This is a genomic window from Hyphomonas sp. KY3 (assembly GCF_017309975.1).
GTDB lineage: Bacteria > Pseudomonadota > Alphaproteobacteria > Caulobacterales > Hyphomonadaceae > Hyphomonas.
Window position 1 is genome coordinate 3,464,339 of record NZ_CP022271.1, and the last position, 23,179, is coordinate 3,487,517.

Annotated in this window: 28 protein-coding genes and 1 pseudogene; 7 read left to right on the forward strand and 22 right to left on the reverse strand. The window is 57.0% G+C overall.

Annotated features, from left to right (window positions below; genetic code table 11):
- The first annotated feature begins 39 nt into the window (after positions 1–39).
- Positions 40–834, forward strand: coding sequence for a response regulator (locus CFA77_RS16665; protein WP_206993295.1), 795 nt, complete (start codon positions 40–42; stop codon positions 832–834).
- Positions 835–913: 79 nt separating this feature from the next.
- On the opposite strand, the gene CFA77_RS16670 is transcribed toward CFA77_RS16665, so the two are convergent.
- A complete protein-coding gene (locus CFA77_RS16670; RefSeq protein ID WP_206991639.1) occupies positions 914–1,078 on the reverse strand; it encodes a hypothetical protein in 165 nt (54 codons plus the stop codon).
- Positions 1,079–1,115: 37 nt separating this feature from the next.
- Positions 1,116–1,931, reverse strand: coding sequence for a Crp/Fnr family transcriptional regulator (locus tag CFA77_RS16675; protein WP_206991640.1), 816 nt, complete (start codon positions 1,929–1,931; stop codon positions 1,116–1,118).
- A gap of 116 nt (positions 1,932–2,047) precedes the next feature.
- Between CFA77_RS16675 and CFA77_RS16680 the strand changes: the two genes are divergently transcribed.
- From CFA77_RS16680 to CFA77_RS16690, 3 genes are read left to right on the forward strand one after another with little or no spacing between them, the layout of a single operon-like run.
- A complete protein-coding gene (locus CFA77_RS16680) occupies positions 2,048–2,347 on the forward strand; it encodes a YqjD family protein (RefSeq protein ID WP_206991641.1) in 300 nt (99 codons plus the stop codon).
- Between the two features lie 3 nt (positions 2,348–2,350).
- Complete coding sequence (locus CFA77_RS16685) at positions 2,351–2,749, forward strand: hypothetical protein (RefSeq protein ID WP_206991642.1); 399 nt, start codon at positions 2,351–2,353, stop codon at positions 2,747–2,749.
- 47 nt (positions 2,750–2,796) lie between these two features.
- Positions 2,797–3,444, forward strand: a complete 648-nt coding sequence (locus CFA77_RS16690; protein ID WP_206991643.1) for a hypothetical protein — start codon at positions 2,797–2,799, stop codon at positions 3,442–3,444.
- A gap of 6 nt (positions 3,445–3,450) precedes the next feature.
- Here CFA77_RS16690 and CFA77_RS16695 read toward each other — a convergent pair whose 3' ends face one another.
- The 6 genes from CFA77_RS16695 to CFA77_RS16720 all read right to left on the reverse strand — a co-directional run bounded on the left by CFA77_RS16695 (position 3,451) and on the right by CFA77_RS16720 (position 7,988).
- Complete coding sequence (locus tag CFA77_RS16695) at positions 3,451–4,056, reverse strand: RNA polymerase sigma factor (RefSeq protein ID WP_206991644.1); 606 nt, start codon at positions 4,054–4,056, stop codon at positions 3,451–3,453.
- Positions 4,057–4,069: 13 nt separating this feature from the next.
- Positions 4,070–4,264 carry a NepR family anti-sigma factor gene (locus CFA77_RS17320; RefSeq protein WP_371822963.1) on the reverse strand — a complete coding sequence of 65 codons (195 nt, stop codon included), beginning with the start codon at positions 4,262–4,264 and terminating at the stop codon, positions 4,070–4,072.
- A 203-nt stretch (positions 4,265–4,467) separates the two neighbouring features.
- Positions 4,468–5,346, reverse strand: coding sequence for a 3-hydroxybutyryl-CoA dehydrogenase (locus CFA77_RS16705; protein WP_206991646.1), 879 nt, complete (start codon positions 5,344–5,346; stop codon positions 4,468–4,470).
- 170 nt (positions 5,347–5,516) lie between these two features.
- Complete coding sequence (locus CFA77_RS16710) at positions 5,517–6,218, reverse strand: SDR family oxidoreductase (protein WP_206991647.1); 702 nt, start codon at positions 6,216–6,218, stop codon at positions 5,517–5,519.
- Between the two features lie 94 nt (positions 6,219–6,312).
- Positions 6,313–7,242: an electron transfer flavoprotein subunit alpha/FixB family protein gene (locus CFA77_RS16715; RefSeq protein ID WP_206991648.1), complete on the reverse strand. Its 930-nt coding sequence runs from the start codon at positions 7,240–7,242 to the stop codon at positions 6,313–6,315.
- A complete protein-coding gene (locus tag CFA77_RS16720; protein ID WP_034814577.1) occupies positions 7,242–7,988 on the reverse strand; it encodes an electron transfer flavoprotein subunit beta/FixA family protein in 747 nt (248 codons plus the stop codon). Before CFA77_RS16720 ends, CFA77_RS16715 begins: the two co-directional genes overlap by 1 nt.
- A 253-nt stretch (positions 7,989–8,241) precedes the next feature.
- On the opposite strand from CFA77_RS16720, the gene CFA77_RS16725 reads away from it, so the two are divergent.
- The 3 genes from CFA77_RS16725 (at position 8,242) to CFA77_RS16735 (ending at position 10,046) form a co-directional block, all read left to right on the forward strand.
- The gene (locus CFA77_RS16725; RefSeq protein ID WP_206991649.1) at positions 8,242–9,000 is read left to right on the forward strand and encodes a YebC/PmpR family DNA-binding transcriptional regulator; all 759 of its coding nucleotides are present in this window, start codon (positions 8,242–8,244) and stop codon (positions 8,998–9,000) included.
- Between the two features lie 108 nt (positions 9,001–9,108).
- Complete coding sequence (locus tag CFA77_RS16730) at positions 9,109–9,729, forward strand: hypothetical protein (RefSeq protein WP_206991650.1); 621 nt, start codon at positions 9,109–9,111, stop codon at positions 9,727–9,729.
- 5 nt (positions 9,730–9,734) lie between these two features.
- Entirely contained in the window at positions 9,735–10,046 is a 312-nt protein-coding gene (locus tag CFA77_RS16735) for a transcriptional regulator (RefSeq protein WP_206991651.1), read from the forward strand.
- Positions 10,047–10,049: 3 nt separating this feature from the next.
- Here CFA77_RS16735 and CFA77_RS16740 read toward each other — a convergent pair whose 3' ends face one another.
- From CFA77_RS16740 to CFA77_RS16805, 14 genes and pseudogenes are all read right to left on the reverse strand, one after another.
- On the reverse strand, positions 10,050–10,493 hold the full coding sequence (locus CFA77_RS16740) for a GNAT family N-acetyltransferase (RefSeq protein ID WP_206991652.1): 444 nt from the start codon (positions 10,491–10,493) through the stop codon (positions 10,050–10,052).
- 74 nt (positions 10,494–10,567) lie between these two features.
- Complete coding sequence (lpdA, locus tag CFA77_RS16745) at positions 10,568–11,974, reverse strand: dihydrolipoyl dehydrogenase (protein ID WP_206991653.1); 1,407 nt, start codon at positions 11,972–11,974, stop codon at positions 10,568–10,570.
- Positions 11,975–12,071: 97 nt separating this feature from the next.
- Entirely contained in the window at positions 12,072–12,440 is a 369-nt protein-coding gene (locus tag CFA77_RS16750) for a hypothetical protein (protein WP_206991654.1), read from the reverse strand.
- A gap of 78 nt (positions 12,441–12,518) precedes the next feature.
- Complete coding sequence (locus CFA77_RS16755; protein ID WP_206991655.1) at positions 12,519–13,145, reverse strand: hypothetical protein; 627 nt, start codon at positions 13,143–13,145, stop codon at positions 12,519–12,521.
- A 59-nt stretch (positions 13,146–13,204) separates the two neighbouring features.
- Positions 13,205–14,872: a serine protease gene (locus CFA77_RS16760; RefSeq protein WP_206991656.1), complete on the reverse strand. Its 1,668-nt coding sequence runs from the start codon at positions 14,870–14,872 to the stop codon at positions 13,205–13,207.
- 73 nt (positions 14,873–14,945) lie between these two features.
- A complete protein-coding gene (locus CFA77_RS16765; protein WP_206991657.1) occupies positions 14,946–15,761 on the reverse strand; it encodes a ferredoxin--NADP reductase in 816 nt (271 codons plus the stop codon).
- A 116-nt stretch (positions 15,762–15,877) separates the two neighbouring features.
- Entirely contained in the window at positions 15,878–16,396 is a 519-nt protein-coding gene (locus CFA77_RS16770) for a rhodanese-like domain-containing protein (RefSeq protein WP_206991658.1), read from the reverse strand.
- A gap of 98 nt (positions 16,397–16,494) precedes the next feature.
- Positions 16,495–17,397, reverse strand: a complete 903-nt coding sequence (locus tag CFA77_RS16775; RefSeq protein ID WP_305798372.1) for a tyrosine recombinase XerC — start codon at positions 17,395–17,397, stop codon at positions 16,495–16,497.
- A 56-nt stretch (positions 17,398–17,453) separates the two neighbouring features.
- Positions 17,454–18,164 carry an SDR family NAD(P)-dependent oxidoreductase gene (locus CFA77_RS16780; protein ID WP_206991659.1) on the reverse strand — a complete coding sequence of 237 codons (711 nt, stop codon included), beginning with the start codon at positions 18,162–18,164 and terminating at the stop codon, positions 17,454–17,456.
- Positions 18,165–18,309: 145 nt separating this feature from the next.
- Positions 18,310–18,717, reverse strand: coding sequence for a large conductance mechanosensitive channel protein MscL (gene mscL / locus CFA77_RS16785; RefSeq protein WP_206991660.1), 408 nt, complete (start codon positions 18,715–18,717; stop codon positions 18,310–18,312).
- A gap of 106 nt (positions 18,718–18,823) precedes the next feature.
- On the reverse strand, positions 18,824–19,123 hold the full coding sequence (gene ihfB, locus CFA77_RS16790; protein WP_034814550.1) for an integration host factor subunit beta: 300 nt from the start codon (positions 19,121–19,123) through the stop codon (positions 18,824–18,826).
- Positions 19,124–19,543: 420 nt separating this feature from the next.
- Positions 19,544–21,223: pseudogene (gene rpsA, locus CFA77_RS16795) on the reverse strand (30S ribosomal protein S1); the annotation flags it as partial.
- 146 nt (positions 21,224–21,369) lie between these two features.
- Positions 21,370–22,008, reverse strand: a complete 639-nt coding sequence (gene cmk / locus CFA77_RS16800) for a (d)CMP kinase (protein ID WP_206991662.1) — start codon at positions 22,006–22,008, stop codon at positions 21,370–21,372.
- Between the two features lie 33 nt (positions 22,009–22,041).
- Positions 22,042–23,136, reverse strand: coding sequence for an NADH:flavin oxidoreductase (locus CFA77_RS16805; protein ID WP_206991663.1), 1,095 nt, complete (start codon positions 23,134–23,136; stop codon positions 22,042–22,044).
- Positions 23,137–23,179 lie beyond the last annotated feature (43 nt).

Consider the following 23,179-nt stretch of genomic DNA (forward strand, 5'->3'; position numbering starts at 1 on the left):
TCACGAATTGTTAATGCGGTCCCAGAAGAGAGGTTCCCAATGAGTTTGGTACAATCGTTTGCCCCCCATCTGCCATTCTTGCGCCGGTACGCCCGGGCGCTAACAGGCAGTCAAGACAGCGGAGACGCGTATATTCGCGCGTCACTTCAAGCGCTCGTCGAAAATCCTGAAGTTGTCGACAATGTGGAGGATTCTCGTCTTTCGCTTTACCGCTTTTTCCACGTCATCTGGGGCACGACAGGCGCCCAGCTTGAAGGAAAAGATAGCAACAAAGGCGATCCTGCAGACAAGCGACTGCAGTCACTTGCACCCATCCAGCGGCAAGCTTTCCTGCTGACAGCCCTTGAGGGGTTTTCTGCTTCGGACGCAGCTTACATCCTCGGAATTTCTGAAAAAGAGCAGCGTGTTCTCGAACAAGATGCTCAAAGAGAAATTGAAGGCGAGCTCGCTACGAAAGTTCTCATAATTGAGGATGAGCCTATTATTGCTGCAGATCTTGAAAGTCTGGTCGAAGACCTCGGCCATACGGTCACCGGTATCGCAACCACGCATCGCGAAGCGCTCTCTCTCTTCGGCGCGAATCCGCCAGGACTGGTTCTCTGTGACATCCAACTTGCAGATGGATCGTCCGGTATTGATGCCGCCCACGACATTTTGGCCGATCATGACGTGCCGATCATTTTCATCACGGCCTTCCCCGAACGCCTGCTGACTGGTGAGCGCCCGGAGCCGACCTACCTGATTCCAAAGCCCTTCCAGGAAAATACTGTGAAGGCAGCGATCGGCCAGGCGTTGTTCTTCCATCCCGCCAACGAAAAGCGGGTGGACGCCTAAATTTCTGATGTCGCGGATTCAAAAGGCCGCCCGTACATAATGATGTACGGGCGGCCGTTGTTCTTGAATTCGAGATATGTCAGACGCTGGCAGGCGCGAATATGCCGGTAAATGCCAGCACCAACAACATGCCGACAAGAGCGACGACGATACCTATCCCCAAAACGCTCAACAAGCCCGTCCGGCGACGACCCTGACGTGCCTCAGTTGTAGAAAACTCTTCTTGATGGGTTGTGTCTGGCATAAGTTATTCCAATCCTGTTTGAGTGTTATCCCCTGAATCAATTGTCATTGCGGGGAATGCGATGTTGATTTGTGTGAGACGAGATAGCGCCATTTGACAAAGGCGAATGCGAACTACCGTTCAGGTTGGCTCGCGCTACGAAATCGAGTTTACGAACATGGAGATAGTCAGTGTCGAATTGGGACAAACTCTCCATACGCCTTCTATCGAGAATGGTGACCTGGCCGCGGGACTCATCGATAAGGCCCGATCGGCGTAAAGCTGACATCGTCCTCGACACATGAACCGGGGTCAGGCCGAGCGCATCTGCCAGATCCGTGCGTGTCAAAGGCATGGGAAGGTGATCTTCTACTCCACCGACCGCAGCTCTCAATCTTCTTTGAAGCTCAAGCAATAGGTGTGCGATACGCTCCTTGGCAGACCTGCGACCGACGCGGACAATCTGTTCACGCAGGATAGATTCTTCCTGCACCGCTGCCCACCAGAATGCTGCGGCGACATCGGCATCGCTGCGCAACACTTTCATGAATTGATCCGCTGCAACCGTCGCCACGACAGTGCGCGTTATGGCGGTCACTGAGTGGTCTGCCTTCACACCCGCAATGACTTGCATATCGAACACATCACCAGGCAACATGAAGTTGACGATCTGGCGACGACCATCATCAAGAGAACGGTGTCGAATTGCCCAGCCTTCTTTCACGATAAATATCTTTGCGGGGGTTTCCCCCACACGGATGATGTCATCGCCGGATTGAAATGCGCGGGTTTGAAAATCGATTTGATCGAATTTGGACCACGCATCATCTCTCAGTGAGGCATATTGGGAAATTCTGTTTCTGAATACGTCCATGCGGTTCAAACGAATGTACTTGTGCAAGGTTCCATCGCAGAAAACTGCTGGCACCCGATGGAACGAAAGTTTCGATCGATCGTTGTATTGGCGCACACGAAATCAGGAGATTTAACGTGAACACCAAGACAGCCACCACACTCAAAGCTGAAGCCGAGGGCGATTACGCTGCGCTCAAGGATGACATTGCCATGCTTCGCGGCGACCTGAAAAGCGTAATGGAAGACGTCCGGGGCCTTGCGAAGGTAAAGGCGCAAGCCGGAGTCGAAAAAGGCAAGGAAATGGCCGAGAAAGCTTCCGGCCAGTTCAAGGAAACCCGCGACGATGTTGAAACGGAAATTCGCAAGAATCCGCTAGCCGCTGTCGGAATCGCGTTCGGGGCCGGACTCATTCTCGCGATGATGAGGGGCAAATAATTCATGGACGCGACAAAGCTTAGGCTGTTCGCGGCTGTCGCCGGAATCGTATGTGGTTTCGGCGGCATGTTTGCTTTGTCTGTAGCCGGAATATTGGCGCTGGCATCTGTCATCGGATTGACGGCGGCCTGCTTCACAGTGGCCGCCATCCTTGTGGCAATTGCTGCCCTTATGCTGTATATATTCCTGCTACCCTATCGGAAATCATCAGAAGAGATCGATGATTTGGAAGAGTCCACGGCCAATGCATTGGCAGACCTTCCGTTCGACACCCTGAAATCCCTGGTCCAGAAATATCCGGTCTCTGTATCCGCGGGCGCGATGTTGCTCGGATACACGCTTGTACGTGACCCCAAGACGGCGACACGTCACGCCCAGAGGCTTCTACTCGGTTTGCTTTAGCGGCGCCAATTACAGACAAATCATGCCAGAACACCTATATTGTTAGCATGAGATCGTTTCTGCTTGTTGCCTCAGCGGTTGGTGCCGGATTGGCTTTTGGCCGCAGATACCTCGAACGCGGGGTTTCTGCCCAGAAGAACAAGGTGATCGAGACAGCAGCCGTGGAAACACGTCGTCAGATCAAGCGCCATGCAGATGATTTTCTCAAAAAGAGCTTTCGGTCATTCGCAATCGCGACGGCTATCAAACTGCTTATCCTCGCGACGCTTTGGGGACTTTTCCATGGCGGTGTTATTGAGCGGCCTTATTTTATCTGGGGTGTGACAGGGATTCTCGCCGCGTTTCTTGTTCGTGATATCTGGGTAACGTGGCCCTTTGTTCGGCTTGGGATAGTAGAACTTTCTCGCTATGGCTGGCACCCCAAGCGCGCGCTCGGTGAGGTCGTCGCCGGGCATGTATTTCAGCAAGTCCTGACGGAAGCCCAATCTGCTCCGTCCACTCGCTCTTCGAAAGTCATGCTGGTGCTTGCGGGTCAATCCCGCGAAGGGATCGAGCATGATATTGCAACCTCTGTCGCCGCCATCGCTCGAGATACGTCCTGGTCTGATCTGCGACCATTTCTTGTGTCCGCTGCCATCAAGACGGCCGCATTGATGATCATTTATTCGGTGAGCGTTTTCCTGCTCATGGCCTGATACCAATCAGGCAGCCTCGGCCATAAGCTCTTCGGCATGTATCACCAACTGGTGTAATGTGGACTGCTCAGCAAACCCGGGCGTGTCATTGGAAATTGCCGGAACAATTCCATTCAGCTCATCCATCAGAACTGCGCGCGCCCGACTTACCCGGCTTTTGATTGTTCCGGGCGAGCAGTCCATGATCGCACCCGCTTCCTCATAAGTGAGGCCGGCCGCCAGAACCAGAATGACTGCATCCCTTTGTTTGATCGGCAGGGAGTAGATCGCCTGGACAGCCTGCGACGCTTCGCTCAGCATTTCAGCTGATGTGTTATCAATAAGAGCCTCTTCGAGAAATCCGCTTTCAACATCAACATTGCGCCAAGCGCGACGGCTGTGCTGGAGATATTCATTTCGAACAATACGCAGGATCCACGGTCTCATCTTTGCGGTTCGATCGAAAGATTCCGCCGCCGCCCAAGCTTTCAGGCATGCAGACTGAACGATGTCGTCGGCCAGCGTCGCATCATGGCAAAGGCTACGCGCGAATGCGCGCATTTGAGGTAACAATGCCTCCAGCTCATCGACAAAGGACCAGTCTGGGCTGGGATTTTCTCCGGTATCGGTCATGCCGTCACGTATCCTATCGCTTTAGCGAGGTCTCCACCTCTCTCATGGCGCCAAGAAGTTCTCGAAATCGGTAGGGAAGAGGCTCTGTCACCACGGCCGCGTACTCGGCCCGTAGGTGTGCTTCGAACCGCCGACTCCCTCCCGTCGCCTTGGCCGTGAAAGCGAATATTCTTCTGCGTTCGGGACGACGGGCGCTCATGCACACCATTTATCCGTTCGCCAAAATAACAAATCATGAATTCGTTCCCACCATACGATCTGTCTTGACTTCATACAGAAGTAAATCAGTGGTGGGTTAACGAATCTAAAATTACTATTGGTTGAAATACAGTCAACCGCCCGCCACCTCTGCGGAACAGCACGCTTCAGACGACAGCCCCTTTCTATAGAAAGAGATGCGGGGGAATGATTTTATCTCGTTGGAACAGGCTCGGGCCCGGAATAGTCGTAGAATCCCTTGCCGGCTTTCTTCCCAACCCAGCCTGCTTCAACATATTTCACGAGCAATGGACACGGTCTGTATTTGGTGTCGGCAAGACCATCATGCAAAACTTGCATGATCGACAGACATGTATCGAGCCCGATGAAGTCGGCAAGCGTCAAAGGCCCCATCGGATGATTTGCGCCCAGGCGCATCGCCGTATCAATGCTTTCAACCGTGCCAACACCCTCGTAAAGAGCGTAGACGGCCTCATTGATCATGGGCACAAGGATCCGGTTGACGATAAAGGCCGGGTAGTCCTCGGCATTCGTGGTCGTCTTCTCTAGGCGCCCTGCAAACTCGATGGCGGTTTCATAGGTTTCCTGATCCGTTGCGAGCCCACGGATCACTTCAACCAGCTTCATCAGCGGAACGGGATTCATGAAGTGCAGCCCGATAAACCGTTCGGGACGGTCGGTGACGGATGCAAGCCGTGTGATCGAAATGGACGACGTATTCGTCGCCAGAAATGTGCTCGTAGGCACGATTTCGCAGAGTGAACGAAAGATTTGTTCCTTGATTTCCCGGCGCTCTGTGGCGGCCTCAATAACAAGGTTGGCGGCCTCATGGTCCTTCAAGACAGTTGTCGGCTTAATGCGCCCGAGCGCAGTATCCATATCGCCCTGATTGTATTGTCCCCGCCCAACCTGGCGGGCCATATTACGTTCAATCGCTTTCATGCCTTTGGCGAGAGACTCTTCGGAAATATCGCTGAGAATGACGTCGTATCCGGCTAGCGCGCTGACATGGGCGATACCATTCCCCATCTGGCCCGCGCCAATCACGCCAATTGTCTTCAGGTCTGCCATAAGTCTCGTCCAGATCGTCGTAAAAGAGAGATGTCATATCCTGTTTGTGCAGTGCGTCAAACACAAGTCTGGGATGCAGTCGCCGCGGGTATATCCGCAATCCTGCAAGATGGTCCCGCCCGCAGACGGTCCGACAACACCGAAGCGGGAAACTCAGGATCGATCCCGCGCTACGCGGTGTAAATCATCCTGCGCGTCATGCCGCCGTCCACTGTCAGCACCTGCCCCGTCACAAAGCCGGCACCAGACAGGTAGACCACCGCATCCACGATATCTTCGACTTCCCCCGCTCGGCCGACTGGATGCTGCGCGTGTGCCTCACCAGACAGCACGTCACCAGTTGAATTGATCCAGCCGGGCGCAATTGCGTTGGCCCTGACATCCGGCCCGAGACCGATGGCCAGCGCATGCGTCAGGCCAATGATTCCGCCCTTAGCCGCCGCATACCCATAGGTGTCCGGCTCCGACTGATAGGCTCGGGTCGATGTCATATTGACGATACTGCCCTTGGCAGCGCGCAAATAAGGCATGCATTCTCGCGCCATCAGGAAACTGCCGTTCAGGTGCGGTGCGATCCAGCTATTCCAGTCATTGAGACTCATCTCCTCAAGAGGACCGGCGACCGGGTCGGCTGGCCCGCCATTGTTCACGAGCAGGTCAAGCTGTTCGAACCCTGCTTCTGCGACCGCGGCGCGAATACTCTCTTCGGATGACAGGTCACACCAAATCGGCTGAATCCCGTCTTTCGGGAGCGAGGCAAGACCATCATGATCGATATCCAGCGCAGCGACTTGCCAATCTTCATTGGCAAAATGCACGGCAATTGCACGGCCGATACCCGACGCCGCACCTGTTACGATGGCTGTTCGCATGAAATCTCCTGATCATGGCTTAGCTCGCTCTATACAAAACAACCCGCAACTCCCCTAAGGAGTTGCGGGTTGAATTCAGTCAGGGCTGAAAAGCTTACAGCGCCTCGGTCAGTTCCGGGACGGCATTGAAGAGGTCTGCAACCAGGCCATAATCGGCGACCTGGAAAATCGGAGCCTCTTCGTCCTTGTTGATCGCGACAATGATCTTGGAGTCCTTCATACCAGCAAGGTGCTGGATGGCCCCGGAGATGCCGACAGCAACATACAGTTCAGGCGCAACGATTTTGCCGGTCTGGCCCACCTGATAATCATTCGGGGCGTAGCCCGCATCGACAGCGGCGCGCGAAGCGCCGACAGCTGCTTCCAGCTTGTCAGCCAGCGGCACGATCAGGCGATCGAATTCTTCTTTCGAGCCCAGCGCGCGGCCACCGGACACGACGCGTTTCGCGCCAGCCAGTTCCGGACGGTCGGATTTGACCATCTGCTCCGACACGAATTCGGATTTGAATGGTCCTGCAGGTGCATCAGCTGCTTCGACCGAAGCCGAACCATCTTCACCAGCAGCTTCGAACGCTGTGCCACGAACCGTGATGACTTTCTTCGCATCGGAAGACTTCACCGTCAGGATGGCGTTACCGGCATAGATCGGACGCTCGAACGTGTCGGTGTCGATGACATCCGTGATATCCGACAGCTGCATGACGTCCAGCTTGGCCGCGATACGCGGAGCCATGTTCTTGCCCGTCGTCGTAGCCGGGATGAAAACGGCGTCATAGCCGGACATCATTGGCACAACGAGGGCTTCCATGGCTTCCGCCAGTTGCTTGGCAACCGAGGCGCCATCCACGTGAACGACCTTGCGGACACCGGAAACCTTGGCTGCTGCAGCTGCCACGTCGCCTGCGCCTTCGCCAGCCACCAAGACGTCTACGTCGCCGCCAAACTTTGCAGCTGCGGTAACAACTTTGTGGGTCGCGTCGTTCAGGGACGCATTGTCGTGTTCAGCAATAACCAGAACAGCCATTAGATCGCTCCTGCTGATTTGAGTTTCGAAACAAGCGTCGCAACGTCTTCGACCTTTTCACCCGCCTCGCGCACAGGCGGCTCAGTCACTTTCACAACTGACAGGCGCGGCGAGATGTCGACGCCATAATCGCCGGGAGCTTTCTCATCGATTGGCTTCTTCTTCGCCTTCATGATGTTTGGCAGAGACGCGTAGCGCGGCTCGTTAAGGCGCAAATCGACGGTGACAATTGCCGGTGTGGCCAGTTTCACGGTCTGCAGGCCGCCATCGACTTCGCGGGTCACGGTCAGGGCGTCGCCGTCCTTCTCAATCTTGTAAGCGAATGTGCCTTGTGGCCAGTCCAGCAACGCTGCCAGCATCTGGCCGGTCTGGTTGGAATCATCGTCAATGGCCTGCTTGCCGAGGAGCACCAGGTCCGGGCTCTCTTCTGCAACAACTTTTGCAAGGATTTTCGCAACAGCCAGCGGTTCGACGGTTTCGTCCGTATTGATCAAGATGCCGCGGTCGCCGCCCATGGCCAGCGCCGTGCGAATGGTTTCCTGAGCCTGTTTCGGACCGATGGACACGATCACAACTTCGGTCGCCGTGCCGGCTTCCTTCATGCGAACTGCTTCTTCGACAGAAATCTCGTCAAATGGGTTCATCGACATTTTGACGTTTGCGAGATCGACACCCGTCTGATCGGGCTTCACCCGAACTTTGACGTTATAGTCGATGACGCGTTTGACCGGTACCAGGACCTTCATACAACCGCTCCAGACATAGTTGGAATTAAACTCGTGTGGGGTGTGCCTAACGCCCGCGCAGAAAAGACGCAAGGTTGACGTTGACGTAAGTGTCAATTTGGCGCGGAAAATTTTGCAAAGCTCGCGCCGGTGTGCTGCAGAAATGCAATTCCCTGCCCCAGATAGCCCGTAGCACACGGGGAGCTTGGCCGTTTTGCAAACCTGCGCTAAACGCCTCCCTTCTCCTGATCAGACCAAATTCGAAGAGGGCGCCATGGCAGGCCATAGTAAATGGGCAAATATCCAGCACCGCAAAGGCGCACAGGACAAGAAGCGCGCCGTACTCTTCGCGCGCCTGTCCAAAGAAATCACGATTGCATCCAAGATGGGCGGGCCAGATCCGGATGGAAATCCGCGCCTACGACTCGCTATCCAGAACGCGAAGGGCCAGTCCGTCCCCAAGGACAATATCCAGCGCGCCATCGACAAGGGCCAGGGAGGCGGCGGCGAAGACTATGTGGACATCCGCTATGAAGGCTTCGGGCCCGGCGGTGTTGGCGTAATCGTCGAGGCGTCAACGGACAACAAGAACCGCACGGCGACCGATGTGCGCACAGCCTTTTCGAAGAATGGCGGCAATCTGGGCGAAACGGGGTCGGTCTCATTCAGTTTCGATCAGGTTGGCGAGATCGAATATCCTGCGAGCGTGGGCACCGAAGACGAAGTCATGGAAGCGGCGATCCTTGCGGGCGCTCAGGACGTGGAATCAGATGCCGAAAGCCACTGGATCTACACGGCTCGCGAAGACCTCCAGACCGTAGCCGACGCGCTGACTGAACATTTCGGCGCTGATGTCGAAGCCAAATCGACAAAATTGATCTGGAAGCCGCAGAACAACATCCCGGTCGACGGCGACGCCGCCGACACGTTGATGAAGCTGCTGGACGTGCTCGACGAATTGGATGACGTGCAGAATGTCTACGACAATTCCGAACTGTCCGACGCCGAAATGGCGCGCCTCGCCGAGGGCTGAGTCAACCTTCTGACCAAATTCAAAGTTCCGTTTGGCAGCTAGTTGGATTGCTTGACATTTTCCGATATGAATATACTTTGTTTTTCAAAGTTATTTGTGGAGACGAAAATGAGCCCTCAATCCCTCACCGATGATCTTGCCTATGTGCGCGATCTGGCAGAAGCCGGACAGAAGGCGCCGCTCCTCGGCGGACGCTTCCTGATCTTGTGGGGCGCGCTGACCACACTGGCCTATCTCGGTCACTACGCCATTGCGACGGGCATGTGGGGTCTTTCGCCCATGGCGTTCGCCTTCCTCTGGATCGGCTATGTCGTCCTCGGCATGGGCGGCATGTTCATCATGCAGGCAGGCTTCTCTGCCCACAAGCCGGGCGCCGCCTCAGTGGGAAATCAGGTTTCTCGCATCGTTTGGCAGGCGGCAGGCTATTTTCTTGGCGCCTACTTCATGGGAGCCTTCATCGCGGCCCTGTTGGGCCAAGGTACCGCCGCCTTCATGTGGTCAGTCCCAATGGTGATCGGGCTCTATGGCCTGGCCCAATACGTATCCGGCGTGATGGCACAAAACCGCATCCTCTCTCTTAGCGGCAGTGCCGCCATGGCCAGCACATTGCCAGCGGTGCTCCTCATGCAGACGCCTTACATCGTGCTTCTCGGATCAGCCGTAGCGGCGCTCTGTGTCCTGTTACCCGGCCTTCTATTGATGCGGAACGAACCCTCGGAAACAGTGTAACGCCCATGCCCGAGAAAAACCCCTTCGATCACAACGACATCGACGATGTCATCCATGGGCGTCTCCGCCTCGGCATCATGGCTTACCTTTCCAGTGTCAGTCCCGCCATTTTCGGAGAGCTGCGCGACAAGGTCGGGGCGACAGATGGAAACCTGTCCACGCATTTGCGTAAACTGGAAGAGGCCGGATATGTCGAACTGGAAAAGCGCTTCGTTGGCCGCCGGCCCCAGACACGTATCCACTTGACTGAGCCGGGCCGAAAAGCCTGGATGGTCTGGCTGGACCGAATGCAGTCGCTGATGCGGGCAGCAGAATAAGGGTCAGGGTCCGATCAGGCGAATCTGTTCATTGCCGGCTTCGCCGGTCCGGGCGAAATCCTTCCAGCCCAGCGCCTCATAGGCCTTCCGCGCCGGCGAATTTTGCGCATCGACATCAAGCAGTAGCGGCTCTCCCATCACGTCTCGCCCGACATGCAACAGGCCGCGACCAACGCCGCACAGGCGCCAATCAGGCGCCACGAAGAGATGATCGACATAGCCGGAATCGGGACGCAGCGTCAGGAAGCCGACCACGCCCGCCTGCGGCTCCTCTGCGACCCAGGCCCGCGCCGTCGGCAGGGAGTTGAACAATTGCCTCAGATAGGGTGCCGCCGGACCGCGCCACGGAAACTCTCTCAGGCAATCACGAAACAATTGATAGCAAGGGCGATAGTCCCGGCGTTCAAAGTCACGGATATGCCAGCCTGCTCCGGTATGTGTGTACATGTGAAAAGAGTGGGCCCGATGCATGATCAGGTCCACTCTTTATCTCAGGCGCATTTCGGCAAATTGCCGAATGCCTACATTTGCATCGTCCAGCCTTCGATACCCATCGCCGCCTGACGGACCGCTTCTGACAGGGTGGGGTGAGCATGACAGGTACGGGCAATATCTTCCGAGGCCGCACCGAATTCCATGGCGACGCAGATCTCGGCAATAAGTTCGCCAACGCCCACACCAACCATATGAACCCCGAGGATTCTGTCGGTCTTCTTGTCGGCCAGCATTTTCACGAACCCGTCTGTTTCGTGGTTTGTGCGGGCGCGCGAATTGGCCATGAAGGGGAATTTGCTTTTCACATATTCCACGCCGGCTTCTTTCAGCTGCTCTTCCGTTTGACCGACCCACGCCATTTCCGGCTTGGTGTAGACCACGCTTGGCACGAGGTCGTAATTCACATGACCTGCCTTGCCAGCGATCAATTCAGCAACAGCCGTGCCGTCGTCCTCAGCCTTGTGCGCCAGCATCGGCCCGTGAATGCAATCGCCCACAGCCCAGACGCCGTCGGCGACCTTGAAGTGACCATCGGTCACTTGCACGACGCCGCGCTTGTCTGTCGTGCCGCCAACCGCTTCGAGGCCAAGGCCTTCCGTATACGGCTTGCGACCAATCGCAACGATTACGACATCGGCGTCAAGCACTTCAGTTTCACCGCCCGCAGCCGGCTCCATGCTCAGCTTCAGTTTGGATTTGAGTTTCTCGACGCCGGTCACTTTCATGCCGAGACGGAAATTCAGTCCCTGCTTCTTGAAGATCTTCTGGGCTTCCTTGGCGACATCCGCATCGGCGCCCGGCATGACGCGATCAAGATACTCCACCACAGTCACTTCCGAGCCGAGACGTGCCCAGACCGATCCCATTTCGAGACCGATCACACCGGCCCCGATCAGGACGAGACGTTTTGGAATCGAGGTCAGCGACAGCGCACCGACATTTGTCACGACGCGTTCTTCATCGATCTCGATGCCTGGAAGGTTGGCTGGCTCAGAGCCCGTCGCAATCACGATGTTCTTCGTGTCCAGGGTTTGGGTCTTGCCATCGAGTCCTTTGACTTCGACTTTCCCTTTGCCAAGGATCTTGCCGCGGCCCTTGATGTAATCGACCTTGTTCTTCTTAAAGAGAAATTCGATGCCCTTGGTCAGACCGTCAACCGCTTCGGTTTTCTGAGCCATCATCTGGTCGAGATCAATTTCCAGCTTGCCGGTCTTGATGCCCATGCCTTCAAATTCGTTCTGCGCTGTTGCGTAGAGTTCCGAAGCATGCAGAAGCGCCTTGGAGGGGATACACCCGACGTTCAGGCAAGTGCCGCCCAGCACACCGCGATCTTCGATACACACGGTCTTCAGGCCGAGCTGTCCGGCACGAATTGCGCAATTGTAGCCGCCGGGGCCGCCACCGATAATGACGACGTCGTATGTCTCAGCCATGGGGAAATCTGCCTTGCTTAGAGGGCCCAGTAGGATTGAGCCGCCAAACTAGGCATTTTGCTTCTGAAATCAATGCGGCAGGGTCTGCTAGTTTGGATTAGCTGCGTTTGGTTACGACTAGGCCTGCGAAAAGCACCCAAAACACACCGGTGATAACGACTTCATCCGTCCAGAGGATCGGATCAGCGCCTGACAATACCATCAGACCCGCTAGCAGCGTGAATACGAGGATTCCTCCCAGTGCGACCCAGCGTCCAAAACCTTTTCCAGCCATGATAGCGAGCCCGCCGAGCAGAATGAGCCCCGTTGCGACCAGTCGCACCAAGCTTGTAGGCGGTTGCATAAGCGCGTCCGACAGGCCACTGCCCCGATTAACCAGCATGTTGACGGTTGCTGCGCCGCCCCAGAACAGCCATCCCCCCAGCAGCGCCAGAACTAGTCCAATGATACGCCTTACGCTCATCATGTTTGATCCTCATCCCTTTTATTGGAGAAGGTACGGGCATGACGGCACGACAGCAAATGCTATCTGGCTTTGGAACGCTCAGACGGCGCGGCGACGACGCGCATTCATCTTGCGGCCATGGGCGGCAAAGCTCGCGCGCTGACGAGCAATCGCAGCAGGCACAATGGCCGGCCGGACCGGTTTTGCCGGAGCCGACCGCTTGCGATGATCCGGCAAGGGCTCACTGACAAGCACCGGCTGGGAAAGGACCAATGGAGCCACTTGCTCAGCGGATTCCGCCTTGCGCTGTGTCCGCAATCGCAATTCCCACACGGCGAGCATCAGAAGCACCGCACCAGCGCATGCCCCCGCAATGGCGCCTTCGGCTGCGCTGGGATCATTCCACCAACCGGGCTCGAACGTCACGAGATAAAGACACGGGATTCCCGCGACGACGCCCATAAAATACCACAGCACACCGCCCGGGCGACGCGCGGCAATCATTGCAGCCGAGCAATAGAAACACAGCGCCGCGAGCAGATAAGGCCCACCATGAGCAATGCCGAGCTGGCGCCAGTCCACGCTCTCCAAACCAGACGCGATATCATCCTGCACCACCCAGCTGAGCGCCATCATGATTGAGGGCCACCGCACAGCCGTCAGCGCGCCGAAGGCAAAGGCGATTGCATATACTGTCAGCAGGATGGCAATGAGGCGGCGGAGCATCCCTCTCGCGTAACACGGCTACGGTAACTACCCGCTGAACGCGATGTTGCGAATTTGATCTATCTCGGGTCGTCGGACGGCTCGTCATTTCCTGTCCCGCAGATCCGCGAGTCGATGCAATAGTTCAGCACGCCCATGGCCAGCTTCGGTTCCGGCGGGGCCGTCTCGGAGCGTACCTCGGGCTCAGCTTCGGCCACTTCGCCCGCCTCCGCAGCAGCAATGCGGAACAGCCCACGCACCGTTTGCTGTTGGCGCAATGCAGTCCGCACCAGACGGGTAATGTAATCGACCGGAGCATCAATCTGTTGAAAGCCCTGCTGGGGTGAAACCGGCAAGCGCGCATCTTCTGGCACGACCATGGCGATCATGGATTGAGGGCCCAGCGGCGGCCCGGCCTGCAGGCCCGGTTCACCAAAGATATCCTTTGCCAGGAATACGGTTTCGCCCGCCTCACGCACCGGCCAGCGTCCCGCTGCTTCAACCGGGTTCGGATAGAGCTGGGTCAGCACTTCATCGGCATTGTAATCGAACAGGACCAGTTTTCCCCGCACGGGCAAGGTCACTTTCAGGTCGACCATTTGGCCGTTCTCGACGACCGACACTTGCTGGCCTGCCGCATTCACCAACGTGACCGGCATATCTTTGACGATCGTATCGAAATCGTGCTGCACGCTCGAAACAAGGTCAGGTACGCCGCGCGTGGGCGGTGGAACCTGTGCATACTGAACGAAATTCGCATCCGGCACATAGGTGCGAATCCAATCCGCATACGCAGATACCCGCGTATAGGCGCCGGGGCTCTCCTGCCGTCCGCACCCGACACCCCAGCTGACAACGCCGATCTGGTAGGGACAACCATTCTTGTCGTATTTCACCAGTGGACCGCCACTGTCGCCCTGACAGGCATCTTGGCCGCCTTGCTCCAGGCCGGCGCAGACGAGCGTCTTATCCACGATCAGCGACTGGTAATCCGCCGGATAGCCTTCCAGCATGGAGGCCTTGCGAAGACGCGCCTGACACACCGATGCTGCCACGGTTGGGGCCGAAGTTTCCTGCAAGACGAGGCTCGGCGCTGCGAGTGCAAAATTGCGCGCATTCTGCCATTTGGTGCGTTGGCCCGGCTCCAGTTCCAACAGATTACCAAACCCGGCCACCCAAGCCTCCTCACCCGCCTTGGACAATCTGTCCGTCGTCGCATCTGTCGACAGGGTCGCAAGTGGTCCCTCCCATGGCGTGTCGAGTTTCATGAGCGCGATGTCCGCACCCTTGTAGATGTCTTCGGCGCCCGCATAAGCCGGGTGCGTGACAACCTTCGTTACGAATGCAGCTTGTGACCCTTCCGGGGTGCGCCCGAGATCGCCGGTGCCAAGCTGGACCCGAATGGCTGCGATCTTCCGCTCCGGCCCACCATCTCCTGCATCCTCGAAGGCGAAAACGCGTCCGCTCTGTTCCGAAACCCTGAAGCCTTCGACGCAATGTGCGGCGGTCAGGATCCATTCTTTCGAAATCGCTGCCGCGCCACAGACATGAAAGGCGCCCCGTTGCGTGTTCAGCTGGATCGACGCGATACCAGGCCAGTTGGCAAGATGTGCGTTGACGCCGCCAACGACTTTGGCACCGGTGGGCGTATCCTCCACGCGACAGGCGCGATCCTGTGCAGACGCGCTGAAACCGGAAGAAATGGCGGCGGCCAAAAGGCCCACAGTCAATGTTGAAACTCTACGCATGTTGCTACGTCCTCCCATACAGGAAGATTAACCATGCCAGCGCAAAAGCGCCAATATACTTGTCGGGTCAGGCTTAGCCCGCAAAGGCCTTTTCGATGACGAATTCTGCTGGCGACGCGTTCGAACCCTCGGTCAAGCCCGCCTTGATCATCAAATCCTTCACATCCTGGATCATCTCCATGGAGCCACAAATCATGACGCGGTCGGTTTCCGGGTTCAAGGGCGGTACGCCAAGGTCCTCGAACAGTTTCCCACTGTCGATCAGATCAGTAATTCGGCCCTTGTACTCATAGTCCTCGCGCGTGCAGCTTCCATAGCGACGCAGTTTGCCCTGAGCCAGTTCGCCAAGGAATTCATGATTCAGCGTCTCTTCCACGATTTCCTTGGAATAATCGAGTTCCGCGGCTTCACGGCAGGTATGGGTGACGATGACTTCGTCGAATTTCTCATACGTCTCCGGATCGCGCACGACACTGGCGAACGGCGCAAAGCCCGTGCCGGTGGAGAAACAATAAAGCCGCTTGCCCGGCACCAGCGCGTCATGCACCAGCGTACCGGTCGGCTTCTTGCCGAGCAGAACCTTGTCGCCCGGCTGAATCGCTTGCAAGCGAGACGTCAACGGGCCGTCAGCGACCTTGATCGAATAGAATTCGAGCTCCTCATCCCAGCTTGGGCTGGCAATGGAATATGCGCGAAGCAATGGACGGCCGTCATCTTTATAGAGCCCGATCATCACGAACTCGCCTGACCGGAATCGGAAAGTCGACGGCCGGGTCAAACGGAACCGGAACAGCCGGTCCGTATAGTGTTTCACCTCGAGGACGGTTTCCTCAGTCGGCGCGTTCGGGTTGACCTTCTTGGCGGCAACAGGCGTCGCATCTGCAGTCATATCAGGGCATCTCGCTCTTGCATTGTCTCGCGGCGTCACATGACGTCAGGCCGCACTGAATGCAATGCGTCAGATGAACAGTTGAGTTTTACTGAAGAGTTGGCGCTCTGGAAAGCCTAGAGCGGAGAGACCTCTCCTACCCAATGAATGGCGGGCTCCGCCAACGGGTAGGCTCCATCCAGTTCATATATATTCTCATAGCCATAGCCGTAGAGATTGATGAAGGTCGGAACGTTCAACGCCAGCTCGATCCGCTTGACCGGAACAGGCGCAACATTGTCCGTGAAATTGTTGTTGCAATAAATCAGGATGCGCGTGTCTTTTGACGGGATCAGTTGTGCGAGCTTGTCATCGGTGAAGTCGGAGAAGTTCAGATGAGCAGCACCATCGATGTGTCCCAAGCGATAAGCTTCAGCGCTGCGCGTATCCAGGATAATCGTATCGCTATCGGCTTTCATTTCGTTGAACGTGTCGAGATCGACCAAACGCGAAGACCGGTAATCTGAGATTTCAGCTGAAAGGTCCACAAAGCCATCATAATCGACCTGGCTTTCCTGCGCCTGAGCCATTAGTCCGCATCCGATAAAAGCGGCCAGCGTGATGAGCCCGAGAATTGCGTTTCCTTTGACACCCATGGCGTCAATCCTTTCTGCGTACTTCTCCACAGTATCGCAGTAAGATTACCTTCAATTGAGGCGGGAATGGGCAATTTGAAAGAGTTTCCTAAGGCTATTCAGGCTCTTGGATGCGCGGCGGCATGCACATCGCGCAAGCGCTCGGCGTCCACGCCTGTATAGACTTGAGTGGTGGAAAGCGACGCGTGGCCCAGCAAAGTCTGGATCGCACGGAGGTCTGCGCCAGCTGCCAGAAGGTGCGTCGCAAAGGCGTGGCGAAGCGCATGTGGCGTCGCAGTATCCGGCAAGCCGAGCACCGCGCGGAGCTTCTGCACCAACCCTTGAATCAGGCGTGGATTGAGCGCCCCGCCCTTCGCCCCCCGGAACAACGCATCGTTGCGACCCAGATTGTAGGGACAAAGACTTGCATAGGTATCAACGGCCTTCCGTACTACCGGAATCAGGGGCACGATCCTCACCTTGCCGCCTTTTCCGGCAATTCTCAGTCGCTCCGGTGCCGGAATATCTCCGCCGGTCAGGCTGAGGGCTTCAGAGATCCGCAGGCCCGCACCATAGAGCAGTGACAGTACCGCCGCGTCGCGTGCATTTATCCAGGCCTCGGAATCAGGGTCTGTTCCGGCTTCTTCAATCAGATCCTTCGCGGCCTCAATTGATACCGGTCGCGGCAGGCGCTGTGGACGCTTCGGACCCTGCAAATAGGCGATCTCCGCGTTTTCAATGTCATATGTGCGGCCCAGCCAGCGATACAGCGCCTTGATGGAGGAAAGAAGCCGCGCAATTGAGGCATCCGACAATCCGTCCCGGCGGCGCTGGGCGAGGAAGCTTCGCACGTCGCGAGCCTTGAGTTTGTCCAACAGCTGCGGCGTCGGGGCTTCGCCAAGATGTGTATTCAGGAACCCAAAAAAGCCGGCAAGATCGCTCTGATAAGCCTCAACCGTCTTGTCCGCCATACGGCGTTCGTCAGTCAGGTAGGCAGTAAAGGCGGCCAGGGTTTCCATCATGCCAGTCTGGCAGGTCGGTCTTAACTTTGCCTTGCCTCAGCGAATGTCGAAAACAATCAGGGCTGGATGAGTTTTCCCGCCCAATCGAACAGCTTGCCGGAATCAACTGGGGTCAGCGCGTCTACGACATCGAGCAAATGTCCGGCTGATTGCGCCGGTGAGAACAATTGCCCATCCGGCACATTGGCCTGGAACGGTTCAGACAAACCAGTCTCAACCGTGCCTGGATGGAGCCCGATACAAATCGACTTCTTGTTTGTCCGCCCACATTCGATGGCATAGTTGCGAACCAGCATGTTGAGCGCTGCTTTCGATGCGCGGTAGGCGTGCCAGCCGCCGAGACGGTTGTCGCCGATAGAACCGACCCGGGCTGACAGCGGCGCAAACACCCACCGACCGGACCGAGGCATGCGACCGAGCATGTGTTTGGCAATCAATGCTGGCGCAATCGTGTTGGCAGCGAAAATGCGTTCGAAACCATCCCGGCTCTGATGGCGATAGGATTTTTCAGGTTGGAGGCTCTTGCCCTCATGTAGGCGCCCGATGGCAACCATGCAGAGCGTGACGTCTCCTGCTGAAGCCGCCTCCTGTGCGGCTGCTTCGACAGCGGATTCATTCAATGCGTCGGCTTTCAGACCCGTTGCCCCCGCAGGGGCATCGCCGGAACGGGAAACCCCAAAAACGGTTCGATAGACCCCACGCGTCAACAGGGCGTCCACCAGGGCGCGGCCTACACCGCCCGATGATCCAAATACGACAGCATTCATGCCAATCGATCTAGGACGAAGTGATGTGCAGGCAAAAAAAGAAGGGCGGCCAAACAGGCCGCCCCTCAATACTCTACCAATTACTCTACTATCCATGAAGGTACACGAACTGTGCTTAACCCTTCATGAATATGTTGACGCACGCCTAGCTTTGTTTGGCCAGCAGATTGCGAATTTCTTCCAGCAGCACTTCCTGGCGCGGTGGCGCAGCGGGCGCGGCTTCTTCTTTTTTCTTCATGTTGTTCATGCCCTTGATGATCATGAACATGACAAATGCCACGATGATGAAGGAGATGATCGCGGCGATGAAATTGCCCAGTTCGACGACTGCGGCTTCCTTCACCACTTCACCAGCGGCATTCACTTCAGCCGGCGTAACCGTGTAAGCGATGGAGGCGAGGTCGATGCCGCCCATGATCGGTGCGAGCAGGGGCAGGAACACGCCCTGAATGAAAGCCGTCACCACGGTTGCGAACGCCCCGCCCATGACGAAGCCTACGGCCATGTCGACCAGATTGCCCTTCAAGGCGAACTCTTTGAATTCCTTCAGCATCCCTATGCCCCTTTTTTGCTAGGATCTTTCAATTAAGAGCGCGAATTAGGCCGCATATTTGCCAAGAGCGTCAAGTCGTCACACTCAGTGGAATAACAGTCGCAACCTAACGGGCTTCAGGATCTTCGCCGCCATTCACACGCGCGCGCAGCTCCTTGCCAGCCTTGAAGAAGGGCACTGATTTCGCCGGAACTTCAACAGATTCCCCGGTGCGCGGGTTTCGACCTTTGCGCGCATCCCGATGGCGAACAGAGAACGCCCCAAATCCGCGCAACTCAACACGATCACCACGCGAGAGAGCAGATCCGATCTCTTCCAGAATAACATTGACCACACGCTCCAAGTCTTCCTGGCGCAGGTGACTGTATTCCACAGCGAGTTTTGCAATCAATTCGGACTTCAGCATGTCTTTGATATTACACGCATTTGCGGCGGGAGCGCTAGGCCCCCGCCGCAAACATTTCATCAATTTTAGAATACTGATCCGGAGACCGGATCAGCCGCCTCAGGCGTTGGCCAGTTCTTCCGACTGGGCCTTCCACTCAGCGCCTTTGCCGGACGTACCAACTTCCTCTTCGAGAGTAGCCAGCTGAGCATCCGTCAGCGCAGCAATCTGCCAGAAGTGGTAGATACCTGCTTCGTTCAGCTTTTTCTCGAACGCCGGACCGACGCCCTTGATCTGCTTCAGATCGTCAGCATCGCCCTGAGGACCGGACAGGCGGCCGCTCTCGTCCAGCGCAGACGCGTCAGCCGTGGCCACGCCATCCGTGCTCGGTGGGGTCGGGGTGACCTTTTCCGAGGTTTCCTTGGACGTTCCGGACGAAGCCAGCGCTGCACCGAGGATATCGCCGAGCGACGCACCGGCATCTGCCGATCCGTACTGTGCAACGGCTTCTGCCTCTTCGGCGATTTCGAGGGCCTTGATGGACAGTGAAACACGTCGGGACGAACGGTCCACCGACATCACTTTTGCGTCGATCTTGTCGCCAACCGCAAAGCGTTCAGGACGCTGGTCTGCACGATCACGAGACAGATCGGAGCGACGGATGAAGGATTTCATCGCCGGGGAGCCGAACTCGATTTCGATACCGCCCGAGGTGATCTCGGTGACAGTACAGGTGACAATCGTGCCGCGCTTCACGCCGGAACCGCCATCTGCAGGTGCTTCGATCGGATCGCCGGACAGTTGCTTGATGCCGAGCGAGATGCGCTCTTTATCAACATCAACATCCAGGACTTTCGCCTTGACCATGTCACCCTTGTTGAAGGCTTCAATGGCTTGCTCGCCGGACTTGTCCCAAGCGATGTCGTTGATGTGCACCATACCGTCGAGGTCCGGGCCGAGGCCAACGAACAGACCGAATTCCGTGATGCCACGAACTTCGCCTTCGATTTCCGTACCGATCGGATGCTCTGCGAGGAATGCGGTCCATGGGTTGTCCATGGTCTGCTTCAGGCCGAGCGAGATGCGGCGCTTCTCGGAATCGACGTCCAGAACTTCCACGTCGACTTCCTGAGAGGTCGAGAGGATTTTGCCCGGATGGACGTTTTTCTTCGTCCAGCTCATTTCGGAGACGTGGATCAGACCTTCGACACCATCTTCCAACTCCACGAAGGCGCCGTAATCGGTGATGTTGGTAACCTGGCCCTTGAGGCGCGCACCAACCGGATAACGGATGTCGATGCCATCCCACGGGTCGGAACCAAGCTGCTTCATGCCGAGCGAGATACGCTGGGTGTCAGGGTTGATCTTGATGATCTGGATTTCGACTTCCTGACCAACTTCCACGACCTGCGACGGATGATTGATCCGCTTCCAGCTCATGTCGGTGACGTGCAGGAGGCCGTCGATACCACCCAGGTCAACGAACGCACCATAATCGGTGATGTTCTTGACGATACCCTTGCGGACGTCGCCCTCTGCCATGTCGGAAACGATCTCTGCGCGCTGTTCGGCACGGCTCTCTTCGAGGATTGCGCGACGCGAGACAACGATGTTGCCGCGAGCACGGTCCAGCTTGAGAATCTGGAATGGCTGGATTTCGCCCATCAGTGGGCCAACGTCGCGAACCGGGCGGATGTCCACCTGGCTGCCGGGAAGGAAGGCGTTCACACCGCCAAGGTCGACCGTGAAGCCACCTTTGACGCGGCCGGAAATAGCACCTTTGACAGGCTCTTCGGCGTTGAAGCATTTTTCCAGTTTGATCCAGCGCTCTTCGCGGCGGGCCTTGTCGCGGGACAAGACAGCGTCGCCAAGGGCGTTTTCGATGCGATCAAGGTAGACATCAACGATGTCGCCGGCTTCCGGCTCCTTGTCTTCCATCGAGAATTCTTTGACCGGGATGCGGCCTTCGGTCTTCAGACCGATATCAACCAGCACGGCGTCATTGTCGATACGAATGACGGTGGCCGGAATGACCTGGCCTTCCTGCATTGCGCTGGCGGCCGTGGACGATTCAAACATTGCTGCGAAATCGTCGGTCGAGGGATTGAAGTTATCTGACATTTGGGTTCCTTCGGGCGGGTCGAACGGCTCAAGGCAGGCGTGCACTATTGCAGCCTGCTCAGAACGACCCGAGAGCGTGGTCTCTTGCATTTGAAGTGGTGCGGCCTGTTTGGATTTGAGGTCTCTCAAATATGAGAGCAGCCCCTTCAGGCGCGGTTTCCACGGGCCATCGCCGCCTCAACAGCCGCAATCGCCTTTTCCACTGCGGCTTCTATAGTCAGGTCGGTCGTATCTATCAAGACAGCATCTGCCGCCATTTCGGCCGGGGCGTCTTTGCGAGACTGGTCCCGTTGATCGCGAACGCGCAATTGCTCGATCACCGTTTCAAGGGCGAGGTCGCTTCCCTGACCGCAAAGTTCCTTCCAGCGTCGCGCACCGCGCACTTCCACGCTGGCGTCTACCCAGAGCTTCGCATCTGCTTCCGGCGCGATAATCGTTCCGATATCCCGGCCATCGAGCAGGGCACCCAGCGGCTGGGTTGCAAAAGCCCTCTGCAGTTCGAAGAGAGCCTGGCGAACTTCCGGAATCGCCGCCACCACGCTTGCTGCCTTGCCGGCCTCAGCTGTGCGAAGGTCGGCCTCGTCGAAATCGGCAAGATCCAGGCTGCGGGCAACCGCTGCGACGCCATCTGCATCATCCAGTGCAACCCCGGCACGCATCGCGGCAACACCGGTCGCGCGGTACAGTCGCCCCGTATCCATGTGCGGCAGGCCGTAATGGGCCGATAGCCGCTTCGCGATCGTGCCTTTGCCCGATGCCGTAGTTCCATCAATGGCGATAATCATGGGGGCGGGAAGTGAGCGATCCCAAGGGGCAAGTCAAGCCGGGGCTGCCGTCGCCTCCACAAACCCTTTCCAGCCGCTCATATAGTCGATGAAGCTCTCGCCCAGCCCCTCCTGGCGCAGATGCGCGCGCGAAACCGGTAGCGCTGTCGGCTCGAAATCCGGATTGGCGGATACCTGTTTTGGGAAATCATGGTGCAAGATCGCCCCCCGACCGACCACAACGAAATCGAGACCAGCCTCAACCGCTTCACGGCATTTCGCGGCTGTGGTCAGCTTTCCAGCCGCGCCCAACCGAACCTCGCCCCGCTCCAAGTCGGTGAACCAGTCGACGAGCCGACGGTCCTGATAGGCTTCATCAACAGGCGTCTTGAATACATCCCATAGTGAAAGATCCAGATAGTCGATCTGACCCTCGGCCATGACCCGCCGTGCAACTTCACGAACCTCCATCAGGTCCATGCCGAACCTTTCCGGCGAAAGACGCAGGCCAACCGAGAAATCGTCCCCGCAGGCTGCGCGGATGCCGTCGATTATCTCGAAGGTCAGACGGGCCCGGTTTTCCAGATTGCCCCCGTAGCGATCATCGCGTTTGTTAATCTCGGCGCTGAGGAATTGGCAGAGCAGGTATCCATGCGCCCCATGCACTTCGACGCCATGAAATCCTGCCGCTTCGCACCGGACCGCCGCTGCAATGAAATTGTCTCGCGCCTGCTCCACTTCAGCAAGCGTCATCGCCCGCGCGCCGAATTCCTCATTATCAGACGGACAGACTGGTTGCTGCCCCTCGATCAACTCATGCGGCGTGCGCATGCCTGCATGATGCAACTGCACCACTGAGTGGCTGCCTGCGGCATTGATGTTCGCGGCAAGCTCGCGAAGTCCCGGCAAATGGGCATCATCATAACAACCCAACTGGCCCGGAAAACCGATACCATGGGAATCAATCTGCGCCGCCGCCGTCATGGTCAGGCCAAAGCCGCCTTCGGCGCGCATCGAAAGCCAACGGATCTCGTCGGCGCTTAGCAGGCCATCCGCATGGCTCTGTTGATTGGTGAGAGGGGCCAGCATGAACCGGTTTTTCAGGGCTGGGCCGTGCGCAAGAGTCAGGGGAGAGTTGAGGTCTGTCATTTGACCAAGATGCCCGCTTATCGAGTCTGGTCAATTTTGACCT

What these genes read in the sequence shown, in the direction of transcription:
- CFA77_RS16665 (WP_206993295.1), top strand. Translation starts at nt 40, where the DNA reads ATGAGTTTGGTACAATCGTTTGCCCCCCATCTGCCATTCTTGCGCCGG.
- CFA77_RS16670 (WP_206991639.1), bottom strand. Translation starts at nt 1,078, where the DNA reads ATGCCAGACACAACCCATCAAGAAGAGTTTTCTACAACTGAGGCACGT.
- CFA77_RS16675 (WP_206991640.1), bottom strand. Translation starts at nt 1,931, where the DNA reads ATGGACGTATTCAGAAACAGAATTTCCCAATATGCCTCACTGAGAGAT.
- CFA77_RS16685 (WP_206991642.1), top strand. Translation starts at nt 2,351, where the DNA reads ATGGACGCGACAAAGCTTAGGCTGTTCGCGGCTGTCGCCGGAATCGTA.
- CFA77_RS16690 (WP_206991643.1), top strand. Translation starts at nt 2,797, where the DNA reads ATGAGATCGTTTCTGCTTGTTGCCTCAGCGGTTGGTGCCGGATTGGCT.
- CFA77_RS16695 (WP_206991644.1), bottom strand. Translation starts at nt 4,056, where the DNA reads ATGACCGATACCGGAGAAAATCCCAGCCCAGACTGGTCCTTTGTCGAT.
- CFA77_RS17320 (WP_371822963.1), bottom strand. Translation starts at nt 4,264, where the DNA reads ATGGTGTGCATGAGCGCCCGTCGTCCCGAACGCAGAAGAATATTCGCT.
- CFA77_RS16705 (WP_206991646.1), bottom strand. Translation starts at nt 5,346, where the DNA reads ATGGCAGACCTGAAGACAATTGGCGTGATTGGCGCGGGCCAGATGGGG.
- CFA77_RS16710 (WP_206991647.1), bottom strand. Translation starts at nt 6,218, where the DNA reads ATGCGAACAGCCATCGTAACAGGTGCGGCGTCGGGTATCGGCCGTGCA.
- CFA77_RS16715 (WP_206991648.1), bottom strand. Translation starts at nt 7,242, where the DNA reads ATGGCTGTTCTGGTTATTGCTGAACACGACAATGCGTCCCTGAACGAC.
- CFA77_RS16720 (WP_034814577.1), bottom strand. Translation starts at nt 7,988, where the DNA reads ATGAAGGTCCTGGTACCGGTCAAACGCGTCATCGACTATAACGTCAAA.
- CFA77_RS16725 (WP_206991649.1), top strand. Translation starts at nt 8,242, where the DNA reads ATGGCAGGCCATAGTAAATGGGCAAATATCCAGCACCGCAAAGGCGCA.
- CFA77_RS16730 (WP_206991650.1), top strand. Translation starts at nt 9,109, where the DNA reads ATGAGCCCTCAATCCCTCACCGATGATCTTGCCTATGTGCGCGATCTG.
- CFA77_RS16735 (WP_206991651.1), top strand. Translation starts at nt 9,735, where the DNA reads ATGCCCGAGAAAAACCCCTTCGATCACAACGACATCGACGATGTCATC.
- CFA77_RS16740 (WP_206991652.1), bottom strand. Translation starts at nt 10,493, where the DNA reads ATGTACACACATACCGGAGCAGGCTGGCATATCCGTGACTTTGAACGC.
- lpdA (WP_206991653.1), bottom strand. Translation starts at nt 11,974, where the DNA reads ATGGCTGAGACATACGACGTCGTCATTATCGGTGGCGGCCCCGGCGGC.
- CFA77_RS16750 (WP_206991654.1), bottom strand. Translation starts at nt 12,440, where the DNA reads ATGATGAGCGTAAGGCGTATCATTGGACTAGTTCTGGCGCTGCTGGGG.
- CFA77_RS16755 (WP_206991655.1), bottom strand. Translation starts at nt 13,145, where the DNA reads ATGCTCCGCCGCCTCATTGCCATCCTGCTGACAGTATATGCAATCGCC.
- CFA77_RS16760 (WP_206991656.1), bottom strand. Translation starts at nt 14,872, where the DNA reads ATGCGTAGAGTTTCAACATTGACTGTGGGCCTTTTGGCCGCCGCCATT.
- CFA77_RS16765 (WP_206991657.1), bottom strand. Translation starts at nt 15,761, where the DNA reads ATGACTGCAGATGCGACGCCTGTTGCCGCCAAGAAGGTCAACCCGAAC.
- CFA77_RS16770 (WP_206991658.1), bottom strand. Translation starts at nt 16,396, where the DNA reads ATGGGTGTCAAAGGAAACGCAATTCTCGGGCTCATCACGCTGGCCGCT.
- CFA77_RS16775 (WP_305798372.1), bottom strand. Translation starts at nt 17,397, where the DNA reads ATGATGGAAACCCTGGCCGCCTTTACTGCCTACCTGACTGACGAACGC.
- CFA77_RS16780 (WP_206991659.1), bottom strand. Translation starts at nt 18,164, where the DNA reads ATGAATGCTGTCGTATTTGGATCATCGGGCGGTGTAGGCCGCGCCCTG.
- mscL (WP_206991660.1), bottom strand. Translation starts at nt 18,717, where the DNA reads ATGCTGAAGGAATTCAAAGAGTTCGCCTTGAAGGGCAATCTGGTCGAC.
- ihfB (WP_034814550.1), bottom strand. Translation starts at nt 19,123, where the DNA reads ATGCTGAAGTCCGAATTGATTGCAAAACTCGCTGTGGAATACAGTCAC.
- cmk (WP_206991662.1), bottom strand. Translation starts at nt 22,008, where the DNA reads ATGATTATCGCCATTGATGGAACTACGGCATCGGGCAAAGGCACGATC.
- CFA77_RS16805 (WP_206991663.1), bottom strand. Translation starts at nt 23,136, where the DNA reads ATGACAGACCTCAACTCTCCCCTGACTCTTGCGCACGGCCCAGCCCTG.